25 protein-coding genes, 2 rRNA genes and 2 other annotated features are annotated in these 25,459 nt (G+C 41.8%); all 27 genes read right to left on the bottom strand.

Going from position 1 to position 25,459, the window contains the following annotated elements; genetic code table 11:
- Positions 1 to 29: 29 nt before the first annotated feature.
- On the bottom strand, positions 30 to 3,599 hold the full coding sequence (gene rpoB / locus LQ188_RS24980; protein ID WP_230178745.1) for a DNA-directed RNA polymerase subunit beta: 3,570 nt from the start codon (positions 3,597 to 3,599) through the stop codon (positions 30 to 32).
- Positions 3,600 to 3,837: 238 nt separating this feature from the next.
- A complete protein-coding gene (locus LQ188_RS24975) occupies positions 3,838 to 4,443 on the bottom strand; it encodes a class I SAM-dependent methyltransferase (protein ID WP_101225889.1) in 606 nt (201 codons plus the stop codon).
- A gap of 195 nt (positions 4,444 to 4,638) precedes the next feature.
- Complete coding sequence (gene rplL / locus LQ188_RS24970) at positions 4,639 to 4,998, bottom strand: 50S ribosomal protein L7/L12 (protein WP_034305050.1); 360 nt, start codon at positions 4,996 to 4,998, stop codon at positions 4,639 to 4,641.
- 62 nt (positions 4,999 to 5,060) lie between these two features.
- Positions 5,061 to 5,561: a 50S ribosomal protein L10 gene (gene rplJ, locus LQ188_RS24965; protein WP_101225868.1), complete on the bottom strand. Its 501-nt coding sequence runs from the start codon at positions 5,559 to 5,561 to the stop codon at positions 5,061 to 5,063.
- 39 nt (positions 5,562 to 5,600) lie between these two features.
- Positions 5,601 to 5,751 (bottom strand) — a sequence feature (ribosomal protein L10 leader region).
- Positions 5,752 to 5,801: 50 nt separating this feature from the next.
- Positions 5,802 to 6,494 (bottom strand): 50S ribosomal protein L1, encoded by a 693-nt coding sequence (gene rplA, locus LQ188_RS24960; RefSeq protein WP_048677868.1) that lies wholly within the window; start codon positions 6,492 to 6,494, stop codon positions 5,802 to 5,804.
- 104 nt (positions 6,495 to 6,598) lie between these two features.
- The gene (gene rplK / locus LQ188_RS24955; protein WP_034305057.1) at positions 6,599 to 7,024 is read right to left on the bottom strand and encodes a 50S ribosomal protein L11; all 426 of its coding nucleotides are present in this window, start codon (positions 7,022 to 7,024) and stop codon (positions 6,599 to 6,601) included.
- A gap of 174 nt (positions 7,025 to 7,198) precedes the next feature.
- Positions 7,199 to 7,732, bottom strand: coding sequence for a transcription termination/antitermination protein NusG (gene nusG, locus LQ188_RS24950; RefSeq protein ID WP_048677866.1), 534 nt, complete (start codon positions 7,730 to 7,732; stop codon positions 7,199 to 7,201).
- 247 nt (positions 7,733 to 7,979) lie between these two features.
- Complete coding sequence (gene secE / locus LQ188_RS24945) at positions 7,980 to 8,162, bottom strand: preprotein translocase subunit SecE (protein ID WP_034305062.1); 183 nt, start codon at positions 8,160 to 8,162, stop codon at positions 7,980 to 7,982.
- A gap of 50 nt (positions 8,163 to 8,212) precedes the next feature.
- Positions 8,213 to 8,362 (bottom strand): 50S ribosomal protein L33, encoded by a 150-nt coding sequence (gene rpmG, locus LQ188_RS24940; protein WP_101225867.1) that lies wholly within the window; start codon positions 8,360 to 8,362, stop codon positions 8,213 to 8,215.
- A gap of 201 nt (positions 8,363 to 8,563) precedes the next feature.
- On the bottom strand, positions 8,564 to 9,196 hold the full coding sequence (gene sigH, locus LQ188_RS24935) for an RNA polymerase sporulation sigma factor SigH (RefSeq protein WP_094246690.1): 633 nt from the start codon (positions 9,194 to 9,196) through the stop codon (positions 8,564 to 8,566).
- An 85-nt stretch (positions 9,197 to 9,281) separates the two neighbouring features.
- On the bottom strand, positions 9,282 to 9,791 hold the full coding sequence (locus LQ188_RS24930; RefSeq protein WP_034305067.1) for an NYN domain-containing protein: 510 nt from the start codon (positions 9,789 to 9,791) through the stop codon (positions 9,282 to 9,284).
- A 4-nt stretch (positions 9,792 to 9,795) separates the two neighbouring features.
- On the bottom strand, positions 9,796 to 10,539 hold the full coding sequence (rlmB, locus tag LQ188_RS24925; protein WP_063235788.1) for a 23S rRNA (guanosine(2251)-2'-O)-methyltransferase RlmB: 744 nt from the start codon (positions 10,537 to 10,539) through the stop codon (positions 9,796 to 9,798).
- Positions 10,536 to 10,958 (bottom strand): Mini-ribonuclease 3, encoded by a 423-nt coding sequence (locus LQ188_RS24920; protein WP_101225866.1) that lies wholly within the window; start codon positions 10,956 to 10,958, stop codon positions 10,536 to 10,538. The genes rlmB and LQ188_RS24920 overlap by 4 nt, the downstream gene beginning before the upstream one ends.
- 3 nt (positions 10,959 to 10,961) lie before the next feature.
- Positions 10,962 to 12,359, bottom strand: a complete 1,398-nt coding sequence (cysS, locus tag LQ188_RS24915) for a cysteine--tRNA ligase (protein ID WP_101225865.1) — start codon at positions 12,357 to 12,359, stop codon at positions 10,962 to 10,964.
- A gap of 1 nt (position 12,360) precedes the next feature.
- Entirely contained in the window at positions 12,361 to 13,011 is a 651-nt protein-coding gene (cysE, locus tag LQ188_RS24910; RefSeq protein WP_101225864.1) for a serine O-acetyltransferase, read from the bottom strand.
- Between the two features lie 85 nt (positions 13,012 to 13,096).
- Positions 13,097 to 13,345: a binding site (T-box leader), on the bottom strand.
- 42 nt (positions 13,346 to 13,387) lie between these two features.
- Positions 13,388 to 14,845, bottom strand: a complete 1,458-nt coding sequence (gltX, locus tag LQ188_RS24905) for a glutamate--tRNA ligase (protein WP_230178744.1) — start codon at positions 14,843 to 14,845, stop codon at positions 13,388 to 13,390.
- 90 nt (positions 14,846 to 14,935) lie between these two features.
- Positions 14,936 to 15,415 (bottom strand): 2-C-methyl-D-erythritol 2,4-cyclodiphosphate synthase, encoded by a 480-nt coding sequence (ispF, locus tag LQ188_RS24900; RefSeq protein ID WP_101225862.1) that lies wholly within the window; start codon positions 15,413 to 15,415, stop codon positions 14,936 to 14,938.
- 14 nt (positions 15,416 to 15,429) lie between these two features.
- Entirely contained in the window at positions 15,430 to 16,119 is a 690-nt protein-coding gene (ispD, locus tag LQ188_RS24895; protein ID WP_101225861.1) for a 2-C-methyl-D-erythritol 4-phosphate cytidylyltransferase, read from the bottom strand.
- Positions 16,120 to 16,140: 21 nt separating this feature from the next.
- Complete coding sequence (locus LQ188_RS24890; protein WP_101225860.1) at positions 16,141 to 17,238, bottom strand: PIN/TRAM domain-containing protein; 1,098 nt, start codon at positions 17,236 to 17,238, stop codon at positions 16,141 to 16,143.
- A 227-nt stretch (positions 17,239 to 17,465) separates the two neighbouring features.
- Positions 17,466 to 18,539: a DNA integrity scanning diadenylate cyclase DisA gene (gene disA, locus LQ188_RS24885; RefSeq protein WP_063595517.1), complete on the bottom strand. Its 1,074-nt coding sequence runs from the start codon at positions 18,537 to 18,539 to the stop codon at positions 17,466 to 17,468.
- Positions 18,540 to 18,541: 2 nt separating this feature from the next.
- Positions 18,542 to 19,930, bottom strand: a complete 1,389-nt coding sequence (gene radA, locus LQ188_RS24880) for a DNA repair protein RadA (protein ID WP_101225859.1) — start codon at positions 19,928 to 19,930, stop codon at positions 18,542 to 18,544.
- 198 nt (positions 19,931 to 20,128) lie between these two features.
- Positions 20,129 to 22,570 carry an ATP-dependent protease ATP-binding subunit ClpC gene (clpC, locus tag LQ188_RS24875; protein ID WP_101225858.1) on the bottom strand — a complete coding sequence of 814 codons (2,442 nt, stop codon included), beginning with the start codon at positions 22,568 to 22,570 and terminating at the stop codon, positions 20,129 to 20,131.
- Positions 22,571 to 22,699: 129 nt separating this feature from the next.
- Positions 22,700 to 23,776 carry a protein arginine kinase gene (locus LQ188_RS24870; protein ID WP_101225857.1) on the bottom strand — a complete coding sequence of 359 codons (1,077 nt, stop codon included), beginning with the start codon at positions 23,774 to 23,776 and terminating at the stop codon, positions 22,700 to 22,702.
- Positions 23,773 to 24,324 (bottom strand): UvrB/UvrC motif-containing protein, encoded by a 552-nt coding sequence (locus LQ188_RS24865; RefSeq protein WP_101225856.1) that lies wholly within the window; start codon positions 24,322 to 24,324, stop codon positions 23,773 to 23,775. The genes LQ188_RS24870 and LQ188_RS24865 overlap by 4 nt, the downstream gene beginning before the upstream one ends.
- 21 nt (positions 24,325 to 24,345) lie before the next feature.
- Positions 24,346 to 24,807, bottom strand: a complete 462-nt coding sequence (locus LQ188_RS24860; protein ID WP_101225855.1) for a CtsR family transcriptional regulator — start codon at positions 24,805 to 24,807, stop codon at positions 24,346 to 24,348.
- A gap of 345 nt (positions 24,808 to 25,152) precedes the next feature.
- Positions 25,153 to 25,268 (bottom strand): 5S ribosomal RNA (gene rrf, locus LQ188_RS24855).
- 64 nt (positions 25,269 to 25,332) lie between these two features.
- Positions 25,333 to 25,459 (bottom strand): 23S ribosomal RNA (locus tag LQ188_RS24850); the annotation flags it as partial.

The following is a 25,459-nucleotide window of genomic DNA, read 5'->3' as shown; positions in this document are numbered from 1 at the left end:
TATATAACTAGATATGTTTATATTTAATTTTATTCTTTGACAGGTGCCCCTACTTCGGAAGCAACCATATCTTTAGTTTCTGAATCAAGGCTTAATTTGTCTGCTTGGTTGGCTTCATCTTCATCTTCCAAATCACGCATTTCGATTTCACGATCTTCGGCATTGAGGATTTTAACATCCAATCCTAAACTTTGAAGCTCCTTAATCAATACTTTGAAGGACTCAGGAACGCCTGGTTCAGGGACATTTTCACCTTTGACAATCGCTTCGTACGTTTTCACACGACCCACGACATCATCTGATTTAACGGTTAGGATTTCTTGTAATGTATAAGCAGCACCATAAGCTTCAAGTGCCCATACTTCCATCTCACCGAAACGCTGACCACCAAATTGCGCTTTACCACCAAGTGGTTGCTGCGTAACAAGGGAGTAAGGACCAGTTGAACGTGCATGAAGTTTATCATCGACCATATGTGCCAGTTTGATCATATACATGACACCAACTGATACACGGTTATCGAATGCTTCACCTGAACGGCCATCATAAAGGACGGTTTTTGCATCACGGGACATCCCGGCTTCTTCAATCGTACCCCAAACATCTTCCTCAGTAGCGCCATCGAATACAGGAGATGCCACATGGATGCCAAGTGCGCGTGCAGCCATACCTAAGTGAAGCTCCAGCACCTGACCGATGTTCATACGTGAAGGTACACCCAATGGGTTTAACATGATGTCGACTGGAGTGCCATCCGGTAAATAAGGCATATCTTCTTCAGGAAGAATCCTGGAGATTACCCCTTTATTACCATGTCGTCCAGCCATTTTATCGCCTTCATGGATTTTACGTTTTTGAACGATATATACACGCGCGAGTTGGTTTACACCAGGAGGCAGTTCATCGCCGTCTTCTCTGTTGAATACTTTAACATCAAGAACGATTCCTCCGCCGCCGTGAGGTACACGAAGTGATGTATCCCTTACTTCACGTGCTTTTTCACCGAAGATTGCATGTAATAGACGTTCCTCGGCAGTCAGTTCCGTTACACCTTTAGGCGTTACTTTACCAACGAGGAGGTCTCCGTCTTTCACTTCAGCACCCACACGGATAATTCCGCGCTCATCAAGATTACGAAGCGCATCTTCCCCTACGTTAGGGATATCGCGGGTGATTTCTTCAGGCCCTAATTTTGTATCGCGTGATTCAGATTCATATTCTTCAATATGAATGGAAGTGTACACATCATCTTTAACCAAACGTTCACTCATGATGATGGCATCTTCATAGTTATATCCATCCCATGTCATGAAGGCAACCAATACGTTACGTCCAAGTGCCAACTCACCTTTTTCCATTGAAGGACCATCAGCAAGAATTTCACCTTTTACGACGTTGTCGCCAACACTGACGATAGGGCGTTGATTATAGCACGTTCCTTGGTTGGAACGAATGAATTTTAATAGACGATATTTATCAAGATTTCCTTTTACTTGCTGTCCATCTACTTCACTTACCCTACGTACCCATACTTCACGTGATTCAACGTGCTCTACGATACCAGGGTGTTTACAGATTACAGCAGCACCGGAGTCTTTCGCTGAAACATACTCCATACCCGTTCCGACTCGAGGGGCTTCCGGTTGAAGCAAAGGAACTGCTTGACGTTGCATGTTCGCTCCCATAAGGGCACGGTTGGAGTCATCGTTTTCCAAGAAAGGAATACATGCAGTCGCAGCTGATACAACTTGTTTAGGAGATACATCCATGTAATCTACGCGGTCACGCGGAACAACGGTGTTTTCACCGCGAAAACGTGCAACAACATCATTATCAAGGAATGAGCCGTCATCTGACAGTCGTACATTCGCTTGGGCAACTACATAATTATCTTCCTCATCAGCTGTTAAGTAATCGATTTGGCTTGTAATTTTACCTGTTTCAGGGTCCACACGACGGTATGGTGTTTCAATGAAGCCGTATGGGTTAACCTTTGCAAAACTGGATAACGAGTTAATCAATCCAATATTCGGTCCCTCAGGCGTTTCAATCGGACACATGCGGCCATAGTGGGAATAATGAACGTCACGTACTTCAAAGCCAGCACGCTCACGTGTCAGACCACCAGGTCCCAATGCAGATAGACGACGTTTATGCGTCAATTCAGCCAAAGGGTTCGTTTGATCCATGAATTGGGAAAGCTGCGAGCTTCCAAAGAATTCTTTAATAGATGCAATAACTGGACGAATGTTAATTAGTTGCTGCGGAGTGATTGTATTCGTATCCTGAATGGACATTCTTTCACGAACAACACGCTCCATACGGGATAAACCAATTCTAAATTGGTTTTGCAGCAATTCACCAACGGAACGCAGACGACGGTTACCTAAATGGTCAATGTCATCCGTGATTCCCACACCATGCAATAAGTTAAAGAAATAACTTATGGAAGAAATGATATCAGCCGGTGTAATGTTTTTGACCTGATCGGTCACATAGGCATTACCGATGATATTGATCACTTTTTCGCCTTCAGCATCGTTTGGTGCAAACACTTTAATAGGTTGAAGAAGAGTTTCCTCCTCCACTACACCACCTGATGGATGGAATGTCTTGAAGCCGATTCCAGCTTCGATATGAGGCAGAATCCTATCAAGGGTCCGACGATCAAGCATTGTACCTTTTTCAACGATGATTTCACCTGTTTCAGGATCAATCAAAGTCTCTGCAATACGTTGTCCGAATAAACGGTTCTTGATATGCAGTTTTTTGTTTATTTTATAACGGCCTACATTAGCTAAATCATAACGTTTTGGATCAAAAAAGCGTGATACTAAAAGACTTTTCGCGTTTTCGACAGTAGGCGGTTCACCTGGGCGTAGACGCTCATAGATTTCCAGTAATGCTTTTTCCACACTCTCGGTGTTATCCTTTTCAAGAGTGTTGCGAAGGTATTCGTTGTCTCCGATCAAATCGATGATTTCTTGATCTGTTCCGAATCCAAGGGCACGCATCAATACCGTGATCGGTAATTTCCTGGTGCGGTCGATTCGAACATACACAACATCCTTGGCGTCTGTTTCATATTCGAGCCATGCGCCACGGTTAGGAATAACGGTCGCAGAGAATCCAAGCTTACCATTTTTATCCATTTTCCCATTGTAGTAAACACTCGGTGAGCGCACTAATTGGGATACAATTACCCGTTCAGCACCATTGATGACGAATGTACCTGTTTCAGTCATCAGCGGGAAGTCACCCATAAATACATCCTGGTCTTTCACTTCCCCTGTTTCTTTGTTAACAAGGCGCACTTTCACACGAAGTGGTGCAGAATACGTAACATCGCGTTCTTTTGTTTCTTCCACAGAATACTTCGGCTCAGCTAAGCTGTAATCGATGAATTCTAACGATAAATTACCTGTAAAATCCTCAATAGGAGAAATATCCTGGAACATTTCCTTTAAACCTACATCTAGAAACCATTGATAAGAAGCTGTTTGAATTTCAATCAGATTCGGAAGGTCCAAAACCTCACTGATTCTTGCATAACTTCTACGTTGGCGGTGTCGTCCATACTGAACAAGTTGACCTGTCAACTGATTCACCCCTTAAATCAAGCGTTATAAGGATCCATTTGCCTCGGAAAAGGAATCATTTCCATAGACAAAAAGAAAATGGTTTTTATTTTAAAAACCACTATTTCTCATAAAACGAACTATTATTTATATATTTTTCCCATATTATCCATTGATTATACACCAATGGTATAAAAATTGCATAGTTACGGAATTATATATATGCATTTTATAATACTAACATAGCGAAAATTTAGAGTCAAACCTTTTTGGATAATAGTATATAGTATCCCTTTTTCTTAACGGGCACTTCAACATTTCCAAATAATTGCTCCATTTTATCCATTGCGGATGGAGCTCCTTGTTTTTTTTGAATGACAACCCATAATTCTCCACCAGCTACCAAACTGCGATAGCTTTCTTCTAAAATTTCGTGGACTACACTTTTACCTGCGCGAATGGGAGGGTTCGTAAGAATCGCTGCGAATTGATTGGAGGCAACTTTGTCAAAACGATCACTTTCGTAAATCTTCACGTTTGCGATCCCATTAGATGCAGCATTCTCTTTTGACAATTCAACTGCCCGGCTATTTATATCAATCATTTCTATCGCTCTATCGGGATAAGCTGCCGCAATCGATATTCCAATTGGTCCATAACCGCAACCAACATCGAGAATATTTCCTTCCACAGCCTCATTAAGGTTAAAACTCTCAACCAAAAGACGCGATCCGAAATCAACTTCCTTTTTCGAAAAAACACCATTATCACTTTTGAAGCGAAATGTACGTCCCTTTAATGTGAAATCCCAAAATTTCGGATTGCTTACGACATCCGGTTTTTGTGAGTAGTAATGCTCTGTCAGAGTCATCTCCCCCTATCAGAAAGGAATATTGAAGATTTAATGAGAGAAGAGAATTGAAGAATGGATGCTTGCATGCCGGAATGTCGGAATAACGAAGTCCTCGTTATCAAACCATTAACGGCTAATTTCCGTCATTTCTTTAAAAATGAAGAAAAAAAGCCCGCCAGTGATAGCGAGCTTTTTGTTTATGCAAGATTACTTAACTTCAACGCCAGCTCCAACTTCTTCAAGTTTAGCTTTGATTTCTTCAGCTTCTTCTTTAGAAGCAGCTTCTTTGATTGCTTTTGGAGTGTTGTCAACAAGTTCTTTTGCTTCTTTAAGTCCAAGACCTGTAACTTCACGTACAGCTTTGATAACTTTGATTTTTTGATCTCCAGCAGATGTAAGGATTACATCAAACTCAGTTTTTTCTTCAGCAGCAGCGCCACCAGCAGCAGCTACAGCTACAGGTGCAGCAGCAGTTACGCCGAATTCTTCTTCGATTGCTTTTACAAGGTCGTTTAATTCTAAAACAGTCATATTTTTAACTGCTTCAATGATTTGATCTTTAGTCATTTTTATTTCCTCCTCGAAATGGTTGGTTTTTTTTGAATCAGCAGGCTAAATAAGCGGTCAGCTTACGCGCCTTGTTCTTCTTTTTGCTCTGCAACAGCTTTTGTAGCAAGAGCCAGTCCGCGCATAGGTGCTTGTAGCACGCTGAGTAGCATTGAAAGTAGGCCTTCGCGTGAAGGTAGTTCTGCAAGAGCTTTAATTTCTTCAGCAGTTGCAACATTTCCTTCGATAACTCCAGCTTTGATTTCTAAAGCTTCATGTTTTTTCGCAAAATCGTTAAGGATTTTTGCTGGCGCAATAACATCTTCAGTTGAGAATGCAATTGCGTTTGGACCTGTTAATGCTTCGTTTAAAGCGCTAAGTTCAGCACTTTCAGCAGCACGGCGAGTCATAGAGTTTTTGTAAACTTTAAACTCAACGCCAGCTTCACGAAGTTGCTTACGAAGTTCTGTTACTTCAGCAACAGTCAATCCACGGTAGTCAACAACTACTGTTGATTGGCTTGAAGTTAACTTATCAGAAATCTCAGCAACGATTTTTTGCTTTTGTTCAATAATTGCGTTCATCCTTACACCTCCTGTAGATTTGCTTGAAAACATTTATACCGTTTCAAAGAAAAAGCCTTCATCTCTATTGCAGACATGAAGGCAGTAATTTCAAAAGTCATAGTCCAGGACTATTATTATCGAATTACCTCGGCAGGGAATTAAGCTCGTAATGAGCACCTACTGTCTACGGTACAAATAGTATTCATTTATTCACAACAAAACTTATTATAACAATAATAGTTTTGGTATGTCAATTATTTATTTGAAAGAAGAAGGATCAACTTTCACACCAGGGCCCATTGTAGTTGTTACAGAAACGTTTTTCATGTAAGTTCCTTTAGCAGCCGCAGGTTTAACTTTCAATAATGTATCATAGATAGTAGTGAAGTTTTCCACTAGTTTAGCATCTTCGAAAGATACTTTACCGATTGGAGCGTGGATGTTACCAGCTTTATCTACGCGGTACTCAACTTTACCAGCTTTGATTTCATTAACAGCTTTCGTTACATCGAAAGTTACTGTGCCAGTTTTAGGGTTAGGCATTAAACCTTTAGGTCCTAATACACGGCCAAGTTTACCAACTTCACCCATCATGTCTGGAGTCGCAACGATTACATCGAATTCGAACCATCCTTGTTGGATTTTGTTGATGTAGTCAGATTCGCCAACGTAGTCAGCACCAGCAGCTTCCGCTTCTTTTGCTTTTTCGCCTTTTGCGAATACTAATACGCGTTGAGTTTTACCAGTACCATTCGGAAGAACAACTGCTCCACGAATTTGTTGGTCGGCTTTCTTAGGGTCTACGCCTAAACGGAAAGCAACTTCAACAGTCGCATCGAATTTTGCGAAGTTTGCTTTTTTAGCAACTTCGATTGCTTCAGTTACAGCATAAGCCTTAGATACTTCTACAAGCTTAGCTGCTTCAAGATACTTTTTACCTTTTTTAGCCATGATATAAATCCTCCTAAATTGTGGTTTTAACGGAATGACCTCCCACGAATAAAGGTTGCGAGTATCAATCGCAACCCCGTAGAAACAAATAGCAATTACATGGATTAGTCTTCGATGACAATACCCATGCTGCGAGCAGTACCTTCAACCATACGCATTGCAGCTTCAACGCTTGCAGCGTTTAGGTCAGGCATTTTAGTTTCAGCAATCTCGCGCACTTGATCACGCTTGACTGTAGCAACTTTATTACGGTTAGGTTCACCAGAACCAGACTCGATACCAGCTACTTTCTTAAGCAATACTGCAGCCGGTGGAGTTTTTGTAATGAATGTAAATGAACGGTCTTCAAATACCGTGATTTCAACAGGAATAATTAGACCAGCTTGATCTGCTGTACGAGCGTTGAACTCCTTACAGAATCCCATGATGTTTACACCAGCTTGACCTAATGCAGGACCGACTGGCGGTGCCGGATTCGCTTTACCAGCAGGAATTTGCAATTTAACCATTTTAATTACTTTTTTAGCCACGAGACACACCTCCTTATAAGTCCGTGATGTGGTAATAGGGTAATACCCTCCCACTCATCTTGAATTCTTTATATATTAATAAAGAATGCTTGTATCGTTGAGGCCTAAAAATTGAAACATACTGACCTTTGAAATTTTACCACTTTCAAAAGGCAATTTCAAGTTTTTTTCCGTTTATAATTTTTCCACTTGATTAAAATCAAGTTCAACCGGTGTATCACGGCCGAACATATTGACTAGAACCCTTACTTTACCTTTATCTTTATCAAGTTCTTCAATAGGTCCTGCAAAGGTTGCAAATGGCCCTTCCTTAACTTGAACCGTATCACCGATTTCAAAATCAACCTCGATTTTGCTTTCATCTACGCCCATTCGCTTAAGAACGACTTCAATTTCTTCCGGCAGCAATGCAGTCGGTTTTGACCCAGCTCCAGATGAACCTACGAAACCTGTTACTCCAGGCGTATTCCGGACAACATACCATGAATCATCAGTCATGATGATCTCAACCAATACATATCCTGGGAATACTTTCTTTTTGGTCACTTTCTTTTTGCCATCTTTCACTTCTGTTTCTTCTTCTTCTGGAACTACTACGCGAAAGATCTTGTCTTCCATCCCCATAGTTTCAACACGTTTTTCCAAGTTAGCCTTAACTTTGTTCTCATAACCTGAATAGGTGTGAACTACATACCAATTCTTTTCCATGTGTTAGGACTTTAACGTCCTTCCCTCCCTGCAATCAATCATTTTCTTTATTAATCTTTATCTTTGAACGTTTTAGCCAAAAAACCATACGGCGTCATTCCGACTTAACTAGAATATATTGTGATGAACATATTACAGCAGTGCTCGATTTTGAACTTACTAAAAAAGACAAATTAAAAAACCCGTTTCCGGGCTTTTCTGCTGACACATATTATTCTATCACTATTATACCTTATTTTCGAATCTCTTATTCAATAACTAAGCGAATTAATTCGGAAATGCCCAAATCCACCACTGTAAAGAATAAAGCCATAAATACTACAGTCGTTACCACCACGATTGTATATTTGGTAAGCTCCTTGCGTTTCGGCCAGCTTACCTTTTGCATTTCGCGAGCGACTCCGCTGAAAAATTCGGTAAAACGTTTCATGAATGTACCTCCAAGCATTAGAAGCTTCTGTCAATCTATTTATAAAACGGTTATTTCGTTTCTTTATGAATCGAGTGTGAGTTGCACGTACTGCAAAATTTCTTGATTTCCAGTCGTTCGCCGCTTGTCGATTGTTTGCTCTCATAACTATAATTCCTTGTACCGCAATCAGTGCAGGCAAGAACTATTTTTTTTCGCATTAGATACACCTATCCTATCTACTATATCCATAAAACCTTATCACGGCTGTTTTTTATTGTCAATATCAAAGCAGGTTTCGACGATTATGGACACCGGAAATCAGAATATCGGTTTACTTGCCAACCATTAAAAATCTTTGTGAATAATAAACTTCCATGTGGAGAAGGGACAGATGAAATTAAGCGGAAAAAGCGGAGGGATTATAAACTGATTTCCCTTACTTCCAGATAGCGCTCGAGCTTTCTTTTCACCCGCTGAAGGGCGTTGTCGATTGACTTAACATGCCGGTTCAACTCTTCCGAAATTTCTTGGTAGGTTTGTCCATCCAGGTAAAGAGCTAACACTTTTCTCTCAAGATCACTCAGGAGCTCGGCCATCTTTAATTCGATATCGTCAAACTCTTCTTGGTTGATGATCAGTTCTTCCGGGTCCAAAACTTTCGTACCCGATATAATATCCATTAGAGTTCGATCCGATTCCTCATCGTAAATGGGCTTGTCCAGGGAAACATAGGAATTGAGCGGAATATGTTTTTGACGTGTTGCTGTTTTGATAGCTGTAATGATCTGCCTTGTAATGCATAGTTCTGCAAATGCTTTAAAAGAAGATAACTTATCCCCTTTAAAATCACGGACGGCTTTATATAAACCAATCATACCTTCTTGCACGATGTCTTCCTTATCGGCACCAATCAAGAAATAAGTCCTTGCCTTAGCTCTTACAAAATTACGATACTTTTGGATCAAATAATCCAGCGCTTCACTGTCACCAGTGTGCACCAACCCTATCAATTCATCATCCTCAAACTGCAGATACTTTTCGTTCAGCTTCATTCCGAATTTGAGACCCACATTATATCCCCCTGACCTGACTCAGATAGAAATATTATACAGCAGGTAAAATTTACCCGTCAATGGTTCATATTTTACCCCGGCGCCATTTTTCGAAAATTTCTGCCACTTCTTCACTTAAAGGAATTTTAGCCACGGGTCTTATCGTCGTTGTTTTTCTTACATCTTTCTTGATTTCGCCTTGAATTTCTTCCATTTCAATAAGCAGTTCACGAGCGGATTTCCTTAGGGCCCCTTGGCCGAAGATCACCCACTGTTCCGTGAAGTCCGAGGTTGCCACTTGAATTTGTGTTTTGACATTATTCAGTTCAATGGCCATCTTTTCAATTCTTTCATCCGCAGTTTCATTTTCTTTTGTAAAAATTACGTCAACTTTGTGATTTTTGAATATGCGGGCAATTCCCTGAACATATTGAGCGTCAAATACGACAATTACACGGTATCCGGTAAATGCTTGATATTCCGCCATCATTTCTATCAACCGGTCCCTTGCAGCAGCAAGATCCCGTTCCTTTAATTCTCTCAGTTCCGGCCAAGCTCCAATAATGTTATAACCGTCCACCAACAGAATATTCATTTCATCATTGCCCTAGGGGATTTCTTTTTCTATAAACCTCATACATCAATAAACCGGCTGCTACCGATGCATTTAACGAAGTTACTTGACCTGCCATAGGGAGACGGATGAGAAAATCACATTTATCCTTCATTAATCGTGCCATGCCTTTTCCTTCGCTGCCGATAACAAGTCCGATAGGCATCTTTCCATCCATGTTACGGTAATCATCGCTGCCTTTCGCATCGGTACCGACTATCCATACCCCGCGCTCTTTCAACTCTTCCACCGCTCTCGCCAAATTTGTAACGCGGGCTACCGGAATATATTCAATTGCACCCGTCGAGGCTTTTGCCACTGTTGCCGTCAAGCCCACAGCTCTCCTTTTTGGAATGATGATTCCATGGGCACCGACAGCATCAGCCGTCCTCATGATCGACCCTAAATTATGCGGATCTTCAACTTCATCAAGAATCATGAAAAAAGGTGCTTCGTCCCGTTCAGCCGCTTTTGCGAATAAATCATCCAGCTCCACATATTCATATGCAGCCACTTGTGCGATAACGCCTTGATGGATGCCTTCAGCCATTTGGTCAATTTTTTTCTTCGGTACGATTTGCACGAATACCTTCTTTTCCTTCGCCAGACCGATGAGTGGCTGCATCGAGCCTTTTTGCGAGCCTTCGGCTATCCAAATTTTATTAATATCCCGTTCGGAGCGAAGAGCTTCCAATACGGGGTTTCTGCCAATGATATATTCTTCGCTCATGGGTTACTCCCCTTTTCTTCTTCAATGTATTCAATGGATTTTTTGATGAGTTCTTCCATTCTTTCTATTCGGCCGGATAAATACAAAAATCCCATAAGTGCCTCGAAGGCTGTACTGTAGCGATACGTTTGCACATCTGTATTCTTCGGTACCGTACCGGATTTTGCATTTCGGCCGCGCCTAACGACTGCGGATTCCTCTTCCGATAACCAACCTGACTCCAGGAAAAAGTGGATGACTTTATTTTGTGCTTTAGCCGCTACAAAAGATGTAGCCTTTTTGTGAAGTAGATTTGGCTTGACCGATCCTTTTTGAATGAGGTGATGCCGTATATACGTTTCGTATACGGCATCACCTATATATGCTAAAGCAAGACTGTTCAGCATTTTTGCATCTACCTTACTATCGTAATGAAGCATTAATTACCCTCTTTTCCATCTTGTACCTTGAGGGGTATCCTCTAATATGATATTCATGTTTTTCAAGCGATCACGAATTTCATCAGATAACCCAAAATTGCGGTCTTTCCGCGCTTGAATTCTCTGCTGTATCAACCCTTCAATTTCTTCATCCAAAAGCCCCTCTTCTTCAAGGGATAAACCGAGGACAGAAAATAAGATGTTGAATTTATCAAGGAAAGCATTAATCACTTCCTTGTCTGTGTTTTTCTCCATCAAGTAATAATTCGCCTGTTTGGATAGTTCAAAGAGCATGGATATTGCATTAGCTGTGTTGAAATCATCGTCCATTTCCTTAATGAATTGTTCATGTAATTCATTAAGCTTCTCCAACCAAACATCATTATTCTCAGTCAATCCATCACTTACTTGAAGGCGATGCTTTAAGTTTTGATAAGATGTCCTTAAGCGTTCTAGGGACGCTTTTACATTTTCAAGCACTTCTTCGCTATAATTGATGGGATGACGGTAATGTACAGATAACATGAAGAAGCGTAACACTTGTGGATCATGCTTCTGTATGATGTCATGCACAAGGACGAAATTGCCTAAGGACTTAGACATTTTTTCATTCTCAATATTTATATACCCATTATGCATCCAATAATTCGCAAAGGTCTTACCCGTCAATGCTTCGGATTGTGCAATTTCATTTTCATGATGCGGAAAAGCCAGATCTTGACCCCCTGCATGAATATCGATCGTATCGCCCAAATACTTTTTGACCATTGCGGAGCATTCGATATGCCAGCCAGGACGCCCCTTACCCCATGGGCTCTCCCAAGATATTTCATCATCCTTGGCCGTTTTCCAAAGGGCAAAATCAAGGGCATCTTGTTTTTTCTCCCCTATTTCAATACGGGCTCCTACTCGCAGCTCATCGATGGACTGATGTGAAAGCTTTCCATATCCCTCAAACTTACGAGTGCGGTAATACACATCCCCTTCAGATTCATAAGCGAATCCTTTCTCAATTAATGCCGAAATGAATTCAATGATTGCATCCATGTTCTCCATTACGGTTGGGTGAGCATCCGCTTTTTTGCAGCCCAATGCCGATACGTCTTCAAAATAAGCCTTGATGAAACGCTCTGAGATGGTCGGGACATCTTCACCCAATTCTTTTGCCGCGCGAATCAGCTTATCATCCACATCCGTAAAGTTCGAAACGAATTGCACATCATATCCACGGTAATCCAAATACCTACGAACGGTATCAAATACGATTGCCGGTCTTGCATTACCTATATGAATGTAATTATAGACAGTGGGCCCGCATACATACATCTTCACCTTTCCCTCTTCAATCGGGACGAAGGTTTCCTTTTTTCTTGTTGCTGTGTTATATATTTTAATCGCCATATTATAGACTCCTTTCTTCCTGCTTCTGTTCAGCCAGCTTCTCTCTTAAGGCCCTGAGTTCACTATCCAATTCCTTAAAGCGATCAGCGATTGGATCAGGAAGATCACAATGATTTAGGTCTTTGTTGATTTTGATACCATCTTGAATGACCACTTTACCTGGAATGCCCACCACTGTAGAATTAGGTGGCACTTCCTTTAAAACAACCGATCCTGCACCGATTTTTGAGTTTTCCCCAACAGTGATGGAACCAAGCACTTTTGCTCCTGTAGCAATCAGGACATTATCCTTTATCGTAGGATGACGTTTTCCCTTTTCCTTTCCTGTTCCCCCAAGGGTTACACCTTGAAAGACAGATACATTGTCGCCAATTTCACAAGTTTCGCCAATGACGATCCCCATTCCATGGTCAATGAAGAAACGACGGCCAATCGTAGCCCCTGGATGAATTTCAATTCCGGTAAAAAACCGACTGATTTGAGATATACTTCTTGCCAGGAAAAAGAATTTCTTCTTGAATAGTGCGTGAGCCATCCTATGACTCCAAATTGCATGTAAACCCGCATACGTCAATATGACTTCCAAATAGCTGCGCGCAGCAGGATCTTGATCAAAAACCACTTCGATATCCTCTTTAAACATCTTTAACAAAATGATTCCCCCCTATGTTCCGTCCTTTTCCAACATCCCCTTTTGAAGCTTTTAAAGCATATAAAAAAGCGTCTCTGTCCAAATAGACAGAGACGCTTGAAGCGCGGTTCCACTCTGTTTGGAATGTAAAAACCAGATAAAGCTTTTTCCTGTTTTTTCATCCCCAACTTTAATCCCTGTAACGGAGGAAATTCCGCCTGTGCCTACTATAAGTTAGTTCAGCAAAGGACTCAAGGGTGCATTTCAGAAAACGAGAGGCTTGAACCACTTTCAGCAGGTTATGGTTCTCTCTAAAAAGCTTCGTTTACTTACTTCTCCCCATCTACGCGTTCTTTTGTAAGATTATTAAATACTATATTACATTTTCGACAAATTGTTAATATAAAATACTCTGAATACGCTGTTTAATTTTTTCCTTGCCCAGTAATGAAATCGCCTTAGGCAAGTCAGGACCATGTGTTTGACCCGTGACGGCAGCCCTTATCGGCATGAATAATTTTTTCCCTTTATGACCTGTGCCTTTTTGTACGGCTTTAATCGACTTCTTGATTTCATCCGCGTTAAATTCTTCAAGCCCTTCAATCTCCTGAAGGAAAGCTTTCATGACTTCCGGTACCTGTTCTTCAGCCAGCACTTCCTTAGCTTCTTCCTCGAACACGACCTCATCCTTGAAGAACAGTTCAGATAGCTCGACTATTTCCGCTCCATAGCTCATCTGCTCTTGAAAAAGGGAAACTAGCCCATGTACCCACTCTTCTTCTTCGGCGGTCAGTGTCTCTGAAACCTTCCCGGCTTTAATTAAGTGAGGCATTGACAATTCCACTGCACGATTGAGGTCCAATTGCTTAACATATTGGTTATTCATCCATGTAAGCTTTTGTTTATCGAAAAGTGCAGGTGACTTAGAAAGACGGTCAGCATCGAAAATATTAATGAATTCTTCCTTCGTGAAAATCTCTTCCTCCCCGACCGGAGACCACCCTAGTAATGTAATGAAATTGAATAACGCTTCAGGTACATAACCAAGCTCTTCATATTGCTCAATGAATTGAATGATCGACTCATCACGTTTACTCAGTTTCTTCCTGCTTTCGTTTACAATCAGCGTCATATGTCCGAATACCGGCGGTTCCCAGCCGAAAGCTTCATAAATCATCAATTGTTTTGGAGTATTGGAGATATGATCATCACCGCGAAGGACATGGGAAATCTTCATCAAATGATCATCGACGGCCACTGCAAAGTTATAGGTTGGAATGCCATCTTTTTTAACGATAACAAAATCACCAAAGCCATCTGTTTCAAACGAAACCTCATCCTTGACCATATCTTTGAAAGTAAGGACCTTCCCAGCCGGAACGGCAAAGCGAATGCTCGGTTTTCTTCCTTGAGCCAATAGTTCCGCTTGCTCTTCCTCAGTTAAATGCTTGCACTTCCCTGAATATTTTGGCGTTTCATTGCGTTCGACCTGTCCTTCACGCTCTGCTTCAAGCTCTTCTTCCGTACAATAGCATTTATATGCCAAACCCTTATCTAAAAGCTCTTGATACAATTCCTGATAAAGGTCGTTCCTTTCGGATTGACGATATGGCCCGTATTCACCGCCAACATCAACACCTTCATCCCAATCCATACCAAGCCATTTTAAATATTTAAGCTGACTATCCTCTCCGCCTTCAATATTTCTCTTTTGGTCGGTATCTTCAATACGAATGATGAATTTCCCGCCTTTATTTCGTGCATATAAATAATTAAATAAAGCAGTCCGTGCATTACCAATATGTAAATGTCCAGTCGGACTCGGTGCATAGCGAACTCGAATATCACTGCTCATGATATATATAGACCTCCCAGTCGTTCTATTCTATTGTATATATTATCATTTAAATACATTGGGATAAAGGCATCCACCCTAAAAATGAATTTAGTTTGATTTAACCAATAAGACTACAGCCTGTGCCGCGATTCCTTCGCTCCTGCCTGTAAATCCAAGTTTCTCGGTAGTGGTCGCCTTTACATTAATTCTGTCTATCGACGTATCTAAAAGTTCAGCAATCCTGCCTCGCATCTCCTCAATATACGGTGCCATTTTCGGGCTTTGTGCAATGATTGTACAGTCCGCATTGCCCAGGGAATATCCTTCTTTTTTTACAATTGCCCAAATATACTGCAGCAGTTTTGCCGAATCGGCATCTTTAAATTCAGGATCGGTATCCGGAAAATGCTTACCGATATCCCCTGCACCAATTGCACCCAAGCAGGCATCAGCAACAGTATGCAGAAGGACATCCGCATCAGAATGCCCTAGCAAACCTTTCTCATACGGAATCGTAATCCCGCCAATAATCAAAGGTCTGCCCTCTACAAGCTGATGAACGTCATATCCTTGTCCTATTCTAAACATATCATTCTCCCCAATCATCTTTTTCCATGTTGTTGTTTATGTAAAATCGCTTCTGCAAAATAAAGGTCTTCCTGAGTCGTAATTTTAATATTATCATAATTGCCCTCAATAATAACTACCTGTTCATTGATCCGCTCTAGCAAACTTGCATCATCCGTCCCTAAAAACGCTTCAGCTTCTGCCTGTTCATACGCACTTTTTAATATGGATACACGAAAAGCTTGTGGAGTTTGCACCGCCCACAAGCTTGATCGTTCCACTGTTTCCACTACCTCTTTGTTTGCCGCTTTTTTAATCGTATCCTTAACGGGCACTGCAATTACGGCACCTCCATGCAGGGAGGCAGCAGCAGTCAATTCACTGATTTGCCCAAGATTGATAAAAGGGCGGGCACCGTCATGGACCAAGATGATGTCTTCTTCTGCATGTTGCAGTCCATTATACACGCTTTGTTGGCGCTCCTTGCCACCCATGACCAGTTTCTTGACCTTTTTAAGCCCATACGCTGCTATCAATTGATTGAAATAATCCTTTTCTGCCGGGTTTATCGAAAGGATAATCCCCCGACAGTCAGGATCTTCTTCGAAGACACGCAGTGTATAAACAATGATCGGGATACCCGATAGTTCAATAAAAAGTTTATTCTTGCCCGCCTTCATTCTTTTGCCTTGTCCAGCTGCAGGTATCACTACTTCATAAAACATAACGGTTTCTCCTACTCTTCTTTATAATGCTTTTTCTAATAGTTTCGGTTTAGCGAATATCATCCGGCCTGCAGAGGTCTGCAATACACTTGTGACAAGTACATCGATTCGTTTCCCGATATGATCACGGCCACCCTCGACTACGATCATGGTACCGTCATCCAAATAAGCGATGCCCTGGTTCTGCTCTTTCCCATCCTTGATGACTTGAACATTCATCTCTTCCCCAGGAAGTACAACAGGTTTAACGGCATTGGCCAGATCATTGATATTAAGGACCGCCACGTTTTGAAACTCGCATACTTTGTTTAAATTGAAATCATTGGTAACGACCATTCCGCCCGATATTTTGGCAAGCTTCACCAGTTTACTGTCCACTTCCTGAATGTCTTCAAAATCACCCTCGTACATCTCCACTTTAATCGGCAGGTCTTTTTGAATTCGATTCAAGATATCCAAACCGCGTCTTCCGCGATTCCTTTTCAATGCATCAGATGAATCGGCAATGTGCTGCAGCTCGTTTAAAACGAATTGAGGAATGACTATGGTACCCTCCAGAAAGCCCGTCTGACAGATATCCGCAATTCTACCATCAATGATGACGCTAGTATCGAGAATCTTAAGCCGCTTGCTATACCCCTCTTCATCCTCTTCGTTCGCTTCACCATCAGTATTCTTTTTCTTATTGCTTTTCATGAATAAACTCAATAGCTCATCACGTTTTTTAAAGCCCACCTGAAAACCAAGATAACCAAATAAAAGCGTAAGGATGATAGGTACCACTGTATTTAAAATAGGAACCTTGATGGCACTGAAGGCGGAGCCAACCAAGAACGCCGCAAGCAGTCCCACTAAAAGGCCGACGCTGCCAAAGATTATATCCGTAATCGGTATCTTAACAAGCTGTTCCTCCAGCCACTTCATAAAATAGATCACATGATCTACTGCCCAAAAAGTTATAAGATAAAAGATAATGGCACCCAACAGTACACTTACATAAGGATTGTTTAATAAAGCAATATCGTCTGCATGTAAAACAATTAATAATTCAGGAATTAGTAACATACCAAGTGTTCCGCCGACTATTAAGAAGCATGCTTGTATAATGCGTTTTAACATCCCTTTCACCTCCCTCTACTCATTATTGACCAATAAAATAAAATGAAACCTTCGAAAATTCGTTTTCATTATATACGTTAAATTCACTTAAGGAATTAGTGGATTTACAAATACGACTTCTTCTCTTTTTCGTAATATTAGCCTAGCACCCTGAGTTTTGAGTGTCAAAAATAAACACCAACCAATTTCAAGCTGGTTCAGGTGAATGTTAAAAGGCCAGCTGCTCCTTACATCCTTCTATTTGTGACCAGCTGATTTTTTAAAATGCGGAGTCCTTCTTTGATTTTATTGGCGCGGACTTCGCCTATACCCTCCACATCGTCAAGGTTTTCAACCGTAGCTTTATTGACTTCACTAAAGCTTCCGAACTGTTTCACTAAATTTTCGATGATCAAACCCGGCAGGCGTGGGATTTTATGAAGAATACGGTAACCACGGGGATGTACTGACTCATCAAGATGTATGTATCCATGATAGCCCAGCACCTTCAGAAGAATGCTTTCATCCAGCTTTTCCTGCATGGCCAACTCTTGAAGCCTAAAAATGATTTCCTCGGGATTTTCATCATTACTGGAGGTATAATCCTTGATAAGCCATTTTCCTTCCGTTTCAATATCTGCCAGGATTTCATTCATTTGCAAACGGATCAATCTTCCTTCCGTACCAAGCTCATTAAGGTACGTTAGTAGCTCGGCCTTGATTCTGAGCACCATTACATAACGGTGAAATACCTGCAAAAGGTCGGCATAGGTCACGATTTCCTCAAACTCGAGCGCTCCTAAAACCGATATGCTCTGCTGCAGGACCACCTTGTATTTTTCCAGGGTCTGGATGGCCAAATTAGCCTTAGCAAGTATGACTCCTATATCTTTAAGGGCATACCGGAAATTGCCCTGATATAAAGTGATGACATTCCGACGTTGTGAGATTGCGATGACCAACGACTTGGTCTCCCTTGCCACACGTTCCGCTGTCCTATGCCGCATTCCCGTTTCAGTGGAAGGTGTGCTATTGTCCGGCACTAATTGGGCATTTGCGAAAATGATCTTATCGGCCGTTTCATTTAAAATGATGGCCCCGTCCATCTTCGCCAACTCATATAATGTGCTGGGGGTACAGCTGCAGTTGATTTCGAAGCCGCCATCCACGATCGTTCGCACCTTCTCGTTATATCCGACCACTATCAAACCACCTGTATTTGCCCTCAGGACATTTTCAATACCCTCACGAAGCGGGGTACCCGGTGCTACAATTTGCAGAATTTCCAATTTAGTTTTCTCATACCCTTTTTTATCTGTCATACTTAACCCCCTAACGATTGTTTAAGAGCCTCCGAAACCGATGAAACACCAACGATCTTAATACCTTTTGGCGCAGTCCATCCCCCTATATTATTAGCCGGTATGATAACCCGCTCAAACCCTAATTTCGCCGCTTCCTGCACCCTTTGTTCTATCCGTGACACCCTTCTCACTTCCCCAGTCAGCCCCACTTCACCAATGATGCAATCGGCAGGGTTTGTTGGTTTATCTCGGAAGCTTGATGCAATGCTTATTGCAACAGCGAGGTCAATTGCCGGTTCATCAAGCTTGACCCCACCAGCAACCTTTAAATACGCATCCTGGTTTTGGAGCAGCAAGCCCACTCTCTTTTCCAAAACAGCCATTAAAAGCGAAACTCGATTGTGGTCAATTCCCGTGGCCATTCGCCTTGGGTTTCCAAAACTCGTAGGTGAAATCAATGCTTGAATTTCGACAAGCACCGGCCTTGTGCCCTCCATGGATGCGACGACTGTGGAACCCGAAGCTCCTTGCGACCGTTCTTCAAGGAAAATTTCCGATGGATTCGCTACCTCTTCCAATCCATGTTCTTTCATTTCAAAAATACCCATCTCATTTGTCGAACCAAAGCGGTTTTTGACCGCACGTATAATTCGATATGTATGGTGTCTTTCTCCTTCAAAATATAAAACGGTGTCAACCATGTGCTCAAGCAGCCGCGGTCCCGCAATGGCCCCTTCCTTTGTAACGTGACCGACGATAAAAATTGCGATCCCGTTCGTTTTAGCTATTCGCATGAGTGAAGCTGTGCATTCCCTCACTTGTGAAACGCTTCCCGGGGCAGATGTAACCTCCGAATGATATACCGTTTGAATGGAGTCAATAATGACCAAATCCGGTTTTACCTCTGTAATGGCCTGTTGGATATAGTCCATATCGGTTTCAGCATAAACGAATAGATGTTCCGACATGGTCCCAAGCCGGTCTGCTCTCAATTTGGTCTGCTTGACTGATTCCTCACCTGATATATATAGCACTTTTTTCTGTTTATGCGCCAATTGGGATGATACCTGTAAAAGCAGGGTGGACTTGCCGATACCCGGGTCCCCTCCGATCAATACAAGTGACCCCTGTACGATCCCGCCCCCAAGAGCACGATTCAATTCCATTAAATCCGTCTTAATCCGTGGTTCTTTTTCTGATTGAATAGTCGTTATGGGTGCTGCCTTCTCCCGTTCCCCGGAACCTCTAACCTCCGAATGGGTAAACGCGCCCTTTCTAGCAGGCTTAACGATTTCGGTTTCCTCGACCATTTTGTTCCATTCACCGCAGCCTGGGCATTTCCCCATCCATTTCGCGGATTCATATCCACAAGACTGACACATAAATTTTGTTTTCTTTTTTACAGCCATAAATTACTCCTCTTCCTTTGGAAAAAATATCTATATTAAGGATATTATATCTCTGTTTTATTTAAACCTTCTTAAGGCTAAGTTTTTTTAAAAAAATATTCACTCTGCTTGTCCCGTTTATACTCATATCTACCTATAGATAAAAAACAGAGGTACACTGCAAAAGAATCTGCGTGTACCTCGAAGTTTAGGATCAGGTTATTCACTTACATTTACAGGCTCGCCTTGCCGGATTGCAAACTCATTATTCACGACATCCATTACGACCGTTTGCCCTTTTTTCACGTTGCCTTTAAGCAACTCTTCGGATAGATAATCTTCTACATGCTTCTGAAGTGCCCTGCGGATTGGACGTGCACCATATTCCGGATCAAAACCTTCGGTTGCAATTTTTTCTCTAGCCGCATCTGTCAGCTCCAAGTATATCTCCTGTTCTTTCAAACGGGTAGTAAGCTGATTTGACATTAATGTAACGATTTGTTTCAAATGATCCTTCTCTAATGAGTGGAACACGATGGTTTCATCAATACGATTCAGGAATTCCGGACGGAATGCACGTTTGAGTTCTTCCATCACTTTCCCTTTCATATTTTTATAGTCCTGGCCAGTATCCTGGATGTTAAAGCCGACATACTTATCGATTTTCAATGCCGACGCACCTACATTCGATGTCATGATCAGAATGGTATTCCTGAAATCGACAGTACGACCCTTGGAATCTGTCAGCCTTCCGTCTTCCAATACTTGAAGAAGGATATTGAAGACATCCGGATGCGCCTTTTCTATTTCATCAAGCAGAACGACAGAGTATGGTTTCCTCCGCACTTTTTCCGTTAACTGACCGCCTTCTTCGTATCCAACATATCCTGGAGGGGATCCAACAAGACGTGAAGTTGAATGTTTCTCCATATATTCGGACATATCGATGCGGATCATGGCATCTTCATCACCAAAAATTGATTCAGCCAAAGCACGTGCAAGCTCGGTTTTACCGACCCCTGTAGGTCCCAAGAAGATGAATGAACCAATTGGACGTTTAGGATCTTTCAAACCTGCCCTGGCACGTCGTACTGCTTTAGAAACCGCAATGACGGCCTCTTCCTGCCCAATTACACGATCATGGAGGATCGACTCCATATTAAGCAGTTTGTCTGACTCTGTTTGCGCCAGTTTAGTGACTGGCACTCCCGTCCAGCTGGACACGACATGTGCAATGTCATCCACAGTGACTTCACTGTTCTCCTGCCCTTGTTTTTCTTTCCAAGTTTTTTTCGTTTCTTCCAATTGTTCTCTTAAGCGTTGTTCCGTATCGCGAAGCGAAGCTGCTTTTTCAAATTCCTGACTCTGAACGGAAGCATCCTTTTCCTTGCGAACATCGTCTAGCTTCACTTCAAGTTCCTTTAAGTTAGGTGGCGTTGTGTATGAGCGCAGCCTGACCTTGGAGCCAGCTTCATCAATCAAGTCAATCGCTTTATCCGGTAAAAAGCGATCGGAAATATAACGGTCGGATAATTTGACTGCGGCATCAATCGCTTCGTCAGTAATCGATACGCGGTGATGTGCCTCATAACGGTCACGCAGCCCCTTGAGAATTTGGATGGATTCCTCAATAGTTGGCTCATCGACTTGGATTGGCTGGAAACGACGTTCAAGCGCAGCATCCTTTTCAATATACTTACGGTATTCATCCAATGTTGTAGCACCGATACATTGTAATTCACCACGTGCCAATGATGGTTTAAGGATATTGGAGGCATCGATGGCACCTTCTGCACCACCTGCACCAATCAATGTATGCAATTCATCGATGAATAGGATTATATTACCCGCCTGACGTATTTCATCCATAACTTTCTTCAACCGGTCCTCAAATTCACCACGGTATTTAGTACCAGCCACAACGGTACCCATATCAAGTGTCATTACGCGTTTATCGCGTAAAATTTCAGGTACCTCATTATTGATGATCTGTTGGGCAAGCCCTTCAGCAATGGCTGTTTTACCTACCCCAGGTTCACCGATCAATACTGGGTTATTTTTTGTACGGCGGCTTAATACCTCAATGACACGCTGTATTTCCTTACTTCTTCCGATAACGGGATCCAGGCTTCCTTCCCTGGCAATCGCCGTTAAATCACGGGCTAGGCCATCCAGTGTCGGTGTACTCGCATTTGAAGCGGCAGAACCTTGATGACCACCTGATTCATTGCTGCCCAAAAGCTGTAATACTTGTTGTCTGGCTTTATTTAAACTTACTCCAAGATTATTCAATACGCGGGCAGCTACACCTTCCCCTTCTCGTATAAGACCTAGAAGAACATGCTCTGTCCCAACATATGAGTGACCTAATTTTCTTGCCTCATCCATGGAAAGTTCAATGACTTTCTTGGCTCTTGGGGTATAATGTATCGTTTGAGCCGTATCCTGTCCACGGCCAATTAAATTTTCCACTTCTTTCTGAATCTTATCCGGACCCAATCCAAGAGCAAATAACGCCTTGGCTGCAATACCATCGCCTTCTCGGACAAGACCCAGTAAAATATGTTCCGTGCCAATATTATTATGACCTAAACGGATTGCCTCTTCTTGGGCTAATGCTAATACTTTCTGGGCTCTTTCAGTAAAACGACCAAACATCATAGGGAATTCCTCCTTAGAATTTTCGTTTTGAATAAAGTTGCTGGCAATTCTCTAAGTAATGGCAGAAGCTTATTCTTGCTCCATATCTATTACATGAAATTTGATACTCCCTAAAGAGGTCTATGACCTCTATGAGGAGGAAGATTCAGTGAAATTCAAGCGTTCCCGGATGAGTGCTGCTCTTCGAATATCCCTTTCATGGGGTCTTAAAGGGCCGCCTGCGTACTTTTGTAAAAATCCCGACTGCGTCAAAATCATCAACTCATTTAGAATGCTTTTGGAAATATTTTTTATATACCCAAGATCTATCCCTAACCTAACATCGGAGATACAGGTAGCTGCTTCCTTGGTCTCGATGATTCGAGCATTGGACAAAATCCCATATGAACGGAAAATTCTATCTTCTAATTGTATGTGGGAAGTCCTCGCTAATGCATCCCTCGCTGACCGTTCCTGGGCTATGATTTGTTGCACTACACTTGTTAGATCTTCAACGATATCCCTTTCCGACTTTCCAAGAGTAATTTGATTTGAGATTTGAAAAATATTCCCTAACGCTTGACTGCCCTCTCCATAAATCCCTCGAACCACCAACCCCAATTGGTTGATAGCCGGTATGATATTATTCATCTGCTGTGTAAGGACCAGGCCGGGAAGATGCATCATGACTGAAGCCCTTAATCCTGTTCCCACATTAGTCGGACAACTTGTTAGGTATCCTCTTTCTTCATCATATGCATAGTCTATGGATTCTTCAATCCAATCGTCAAGAACATTTGCAATCTTTAAGGTTTCCTTCAGCTGCAATCCCGACATTAAACATTGAATACGGAGGTGATCCTCTTCATTTATCATGATACTTATTTCTTCATTTTCCGAAAGGAGACATGCGCTTTTCGCTGAATCTTCAACTAAATGAGGACTGATTAAATGTTTTTCAACGAGAACGCGCTTTTCCAGTGGCTGCAATTGGTCAATCTCTAAAAGTTCCAGTTTCCCAATCTCTGGAGTCACTTCCTCTTCAATTCTTTTTTTGACCAATTCAATGATTTTTTTAGCTTCTTCGTTAGAAAAGGAGGTTGGGAAGGTAAAGTCTTTGAAATTCCTGGCCAGCCGAATCCGCGAACTCAATACAATATCGATTTCCGGCCCTTCGGCACTCATCCAGGAACTCAAAGCGTTTTCTACAAACTTTTCCAAGCTCATAATTCCTCGCCTCCCTCTTGGGCTTCATACCTTTTTTCAAGGGAACGTACCTTATCTCTTACCTCTGCCGCTTTCTCGAATTCCTCTTGATCAATGTGGGCCTTTAAAACTTCTTTCAAATCTGAAATTTGCTTTCGAAGATAGATGGTGCCACCGATCCTTTTTGGAATTTTCCCTATATGTGCTGTATTGCCGCTATGAACCCTCTTTAAAATGGGATTTAACTGTTCATTGAACGTTTTATAACATTCGGCACAGCCAAACTTACCAATATGGACAAATTCTTTATAAGATCGATGACAATGCGGGCAACGCCTCTCTTCCGTTTTAGGAAATGCATTTGCCTTCGTCTGTTGAATATTCGACTCGATATTCAACAATCCTGCTAATAAATTATTTATTGAAAAACCAGGTCCACCTGCATCCATGAATATTTCGCCTTTTTCCTGAGCACATATCTCACAAATCATGACTTCAGTCTTTTTTCCATTGATGATTTTGGTGAAGTGCAGGGTAGCAGGCCTTTGATGACATTCTTGGCAAATCAACGTTCATCACCTCTGCCAGTTTCATTTATATTTTAAAGTCGTAAGCATCGCAGTTAAAATTCTTGCCCTAAGTTCATCGCGGTCAGGTAGGTCGATATAAATCACCGATCTATCTATGACGCTCATCATAATCTTTGCTTCTCTTTCATTAATGACGTCTTCATTCATCAGCCGTGAAATTACTCCTTCAGCCATCGATTGAGATACCCTGGAACCAATAAGCGATAATAATTGATTGATAAGTTGCACGGAATCCTGTGATTCCACCTTCATGATGCGTATATAACCTCCGCCCCCACGCTTACTCTCTACAACATAACCTCTCTCGATGGTAAACCTGGTATTGATTACGTAATTGATTTGAGAAGGAACACACTGAAATTTATCTGCTATTTCACTTCTTTTAATCTCCAAGATATCTTTTTGACTTATTTCAAGTACTTGCTTCAAATAAGTTTCGATAACATCAGATATGTTTCTCACTCAGCCTCCTCCATTCTGACTTTGACTATATTTGACTATTATTATACAAGGAATAATGCATTTTGCAACTTAAACGCACTTTCTTTCTGTAATATCCATTTTCTCCAAATTATATGTAGTTACATACCCCATTGAACATTAAAGTTAAAATATCTTACATAAATACCCTAAAAAGACAAAAGCAAAACCTGCTATTTTTTCTTCTCCTTAAGGTTTCACAATTTTAATACGCCCCATTCTCAGCTTACCAAAAATACGGCCAGCCCCTGCTGTCCCATAAATAAAGAACTTTTTTTAATTATGAACATCAAAAAAGACCAGCCGGATGGCTGATCTTAATAAATGGCTTGGCGGCGTCCTACTCTCACAGGGGGAAACCCCCAACTACCATCGGCGCTGAAGAGCTTAACTGCCGTGTTCGGAATGGGAACGGGTGTGACCTCTTCGCTATCGCCACCAAACATAAAAGGAACGTTGTTCCTTCAAAACTAGATAATAAGAAGGTATTTCATTTTTTAAAAAGCGTTGGTTAAGTCCTCGATCTATTAGTATCAGTCAGCTCCACATGTCGCCACGCTTCCACCTCTGACCTATCAACCTGATCATCTTTCAGGGATCTTACTAGCTTGCGCCATGGGAAATCTCATCTTGA

Origin of the sequence: Peribacillus sp. Bi134, from assembly GCF_918698065.1 — a bacterium.
In the GTDB taxonomy this organism is placed as follows: Bacteria; Bacillota; Bacilli; order Bacillales; family DSM-1321; genus Peribacillus.
Note: the sequence above shows the minus strand (reverse complement) of the source record. Positions and strands in the feature narration are given on the sequence as shown.

Excerpts from the sequence above, each read along its gene's own strand:
- rplL (WP_034305050.1), bottom strand. The coding sequence starts at position 4,998 with ATGACTAAAGATCAAATCATTGAAGCAGTTAAAAATATGACTGTTTTA.
- rplJ (WP_101225868.1), bottom strand. The coding sequence starts at position 5,561 with ATGAACGCAATTATTGAACAAAAGCAAAAAATCGTTGCTGAGATTTCT.
- rplA (WP_048677868.1), bottom strand. The coding sequence starts at position 6,494 with ATGGCTAAAAAAGGTAAAAAGTATCTTGAAGCAGCTAAGCTTGTAGAA.
- nusG (WP_048677866.1), bottom strand. The coding sequence starts at position 7,732 with ATGGAAAAGAATTGGTATGTAGTTCACACCTATTCAGGTTATGAGAAC.
- secE (WP_034305062.1), bottom strand. The coding sequence starts at position 8,162 with ATGAAACGTTTTACCGAATTTTTCAGCGGAGTCGCTCGCGAAATGCAA.
- rpmG (WP_101225867.1), bottom strand. The coding sequence starts at position 8,362 with ATGCGAAAAAAAATAGTTCTTGCCTGCACTGATTGCGGTACAAGGAAT.
- sigH (WP_094246690.1), bottom strand. The coding sequence starts at position 9,196 with ATGAAGCTGAACGAAAAGTATCTGCAGTTTGAGGATGATGAATTGATA.
- LQ188_RS24930 (WP_034305067.1), bottom strand. The coding sequence starts at position 9,791 with ATGAATATTCTGTTGGTGGACGGTTATAACATTATTGGAGCTTGGCCG.
- rlmB (WP_063235788.1), bottom strand. The coding sequence starts at position 10,539 with ATGAGCGAAGAATATATCATTGGCAGAAACCCCGTATTGGAAGCTCTT.
- LQ188_RS24920 (WP_101225866.1), bottom strand. The coding sequence starts at position 10,958 with ATGCTTCATTACGATAGTAAGGTAGATGCAAAAATGCTGAACAGTCTT.
- cysS (WP_101225865.1), bottom strand. The coding sequence starts at position 12,359 with ATGGCGATTAAAATATATAACACAGCAACAAGAAAAAAGGAAACCTTC.
- gltX (WP_230178744.1), bottom strand. The coding sequence starts at position 14,845 with ATGAGCAGTGATATTCGAGTTCGCTATGCACCGAGTCCGACTGGACAT.
- ispF (WP_101225862.1), bottom strand. The coding sequence starts at position 15,415 with ATGTTTAGAATAGGACAAGGATATGACGTTCATCAGCTTGTAGAGGGC.
- ispD (WP_101225861.1), bottom strand. The coding sequence starts at position 16,119 with ATGTTTTATGAAGTAGTGATACCTGCAGCTGGACAAGGCAAAAGAATG.
- LQ188_RS24890 (WP_101225860.1), bottom strand. The coding sequence starts at position 17,238 with ATGTTAAAACGCATTATACAAGCATGCTTCTTAATAGTCGGCGGAACA.
- disA (WP_063595517.1), bottom strand. The coding sequence starts at position 18,539 with ATGACAGATAAAAAAGGGTATGAGAAAACTAAATTGGAAATTCTGCAA.
- radA (WP_101225859.1), bottom strand. The coding sequence starts at position 19,930 with ATGGCTGTAAAAAAGAAAACAAAATTTATGTGTCAGTCTTGTGGATAT.
- clpC (WP_101225858.1), bottom strand. The coding sequence starts at position 22,570 with ATGATGTTTGGTCGTTTTACTGAAAGAGCCCAGAAAGTATTAGCATTA.
- LQ188_RS24870 (WP_101225857.1), bottom strand. The coding sequence starts at position 23,776 with ATGAGCTTGGAAAAGTTTGTAGAAAACGCTTTGAGTTCCTGGATGAGT.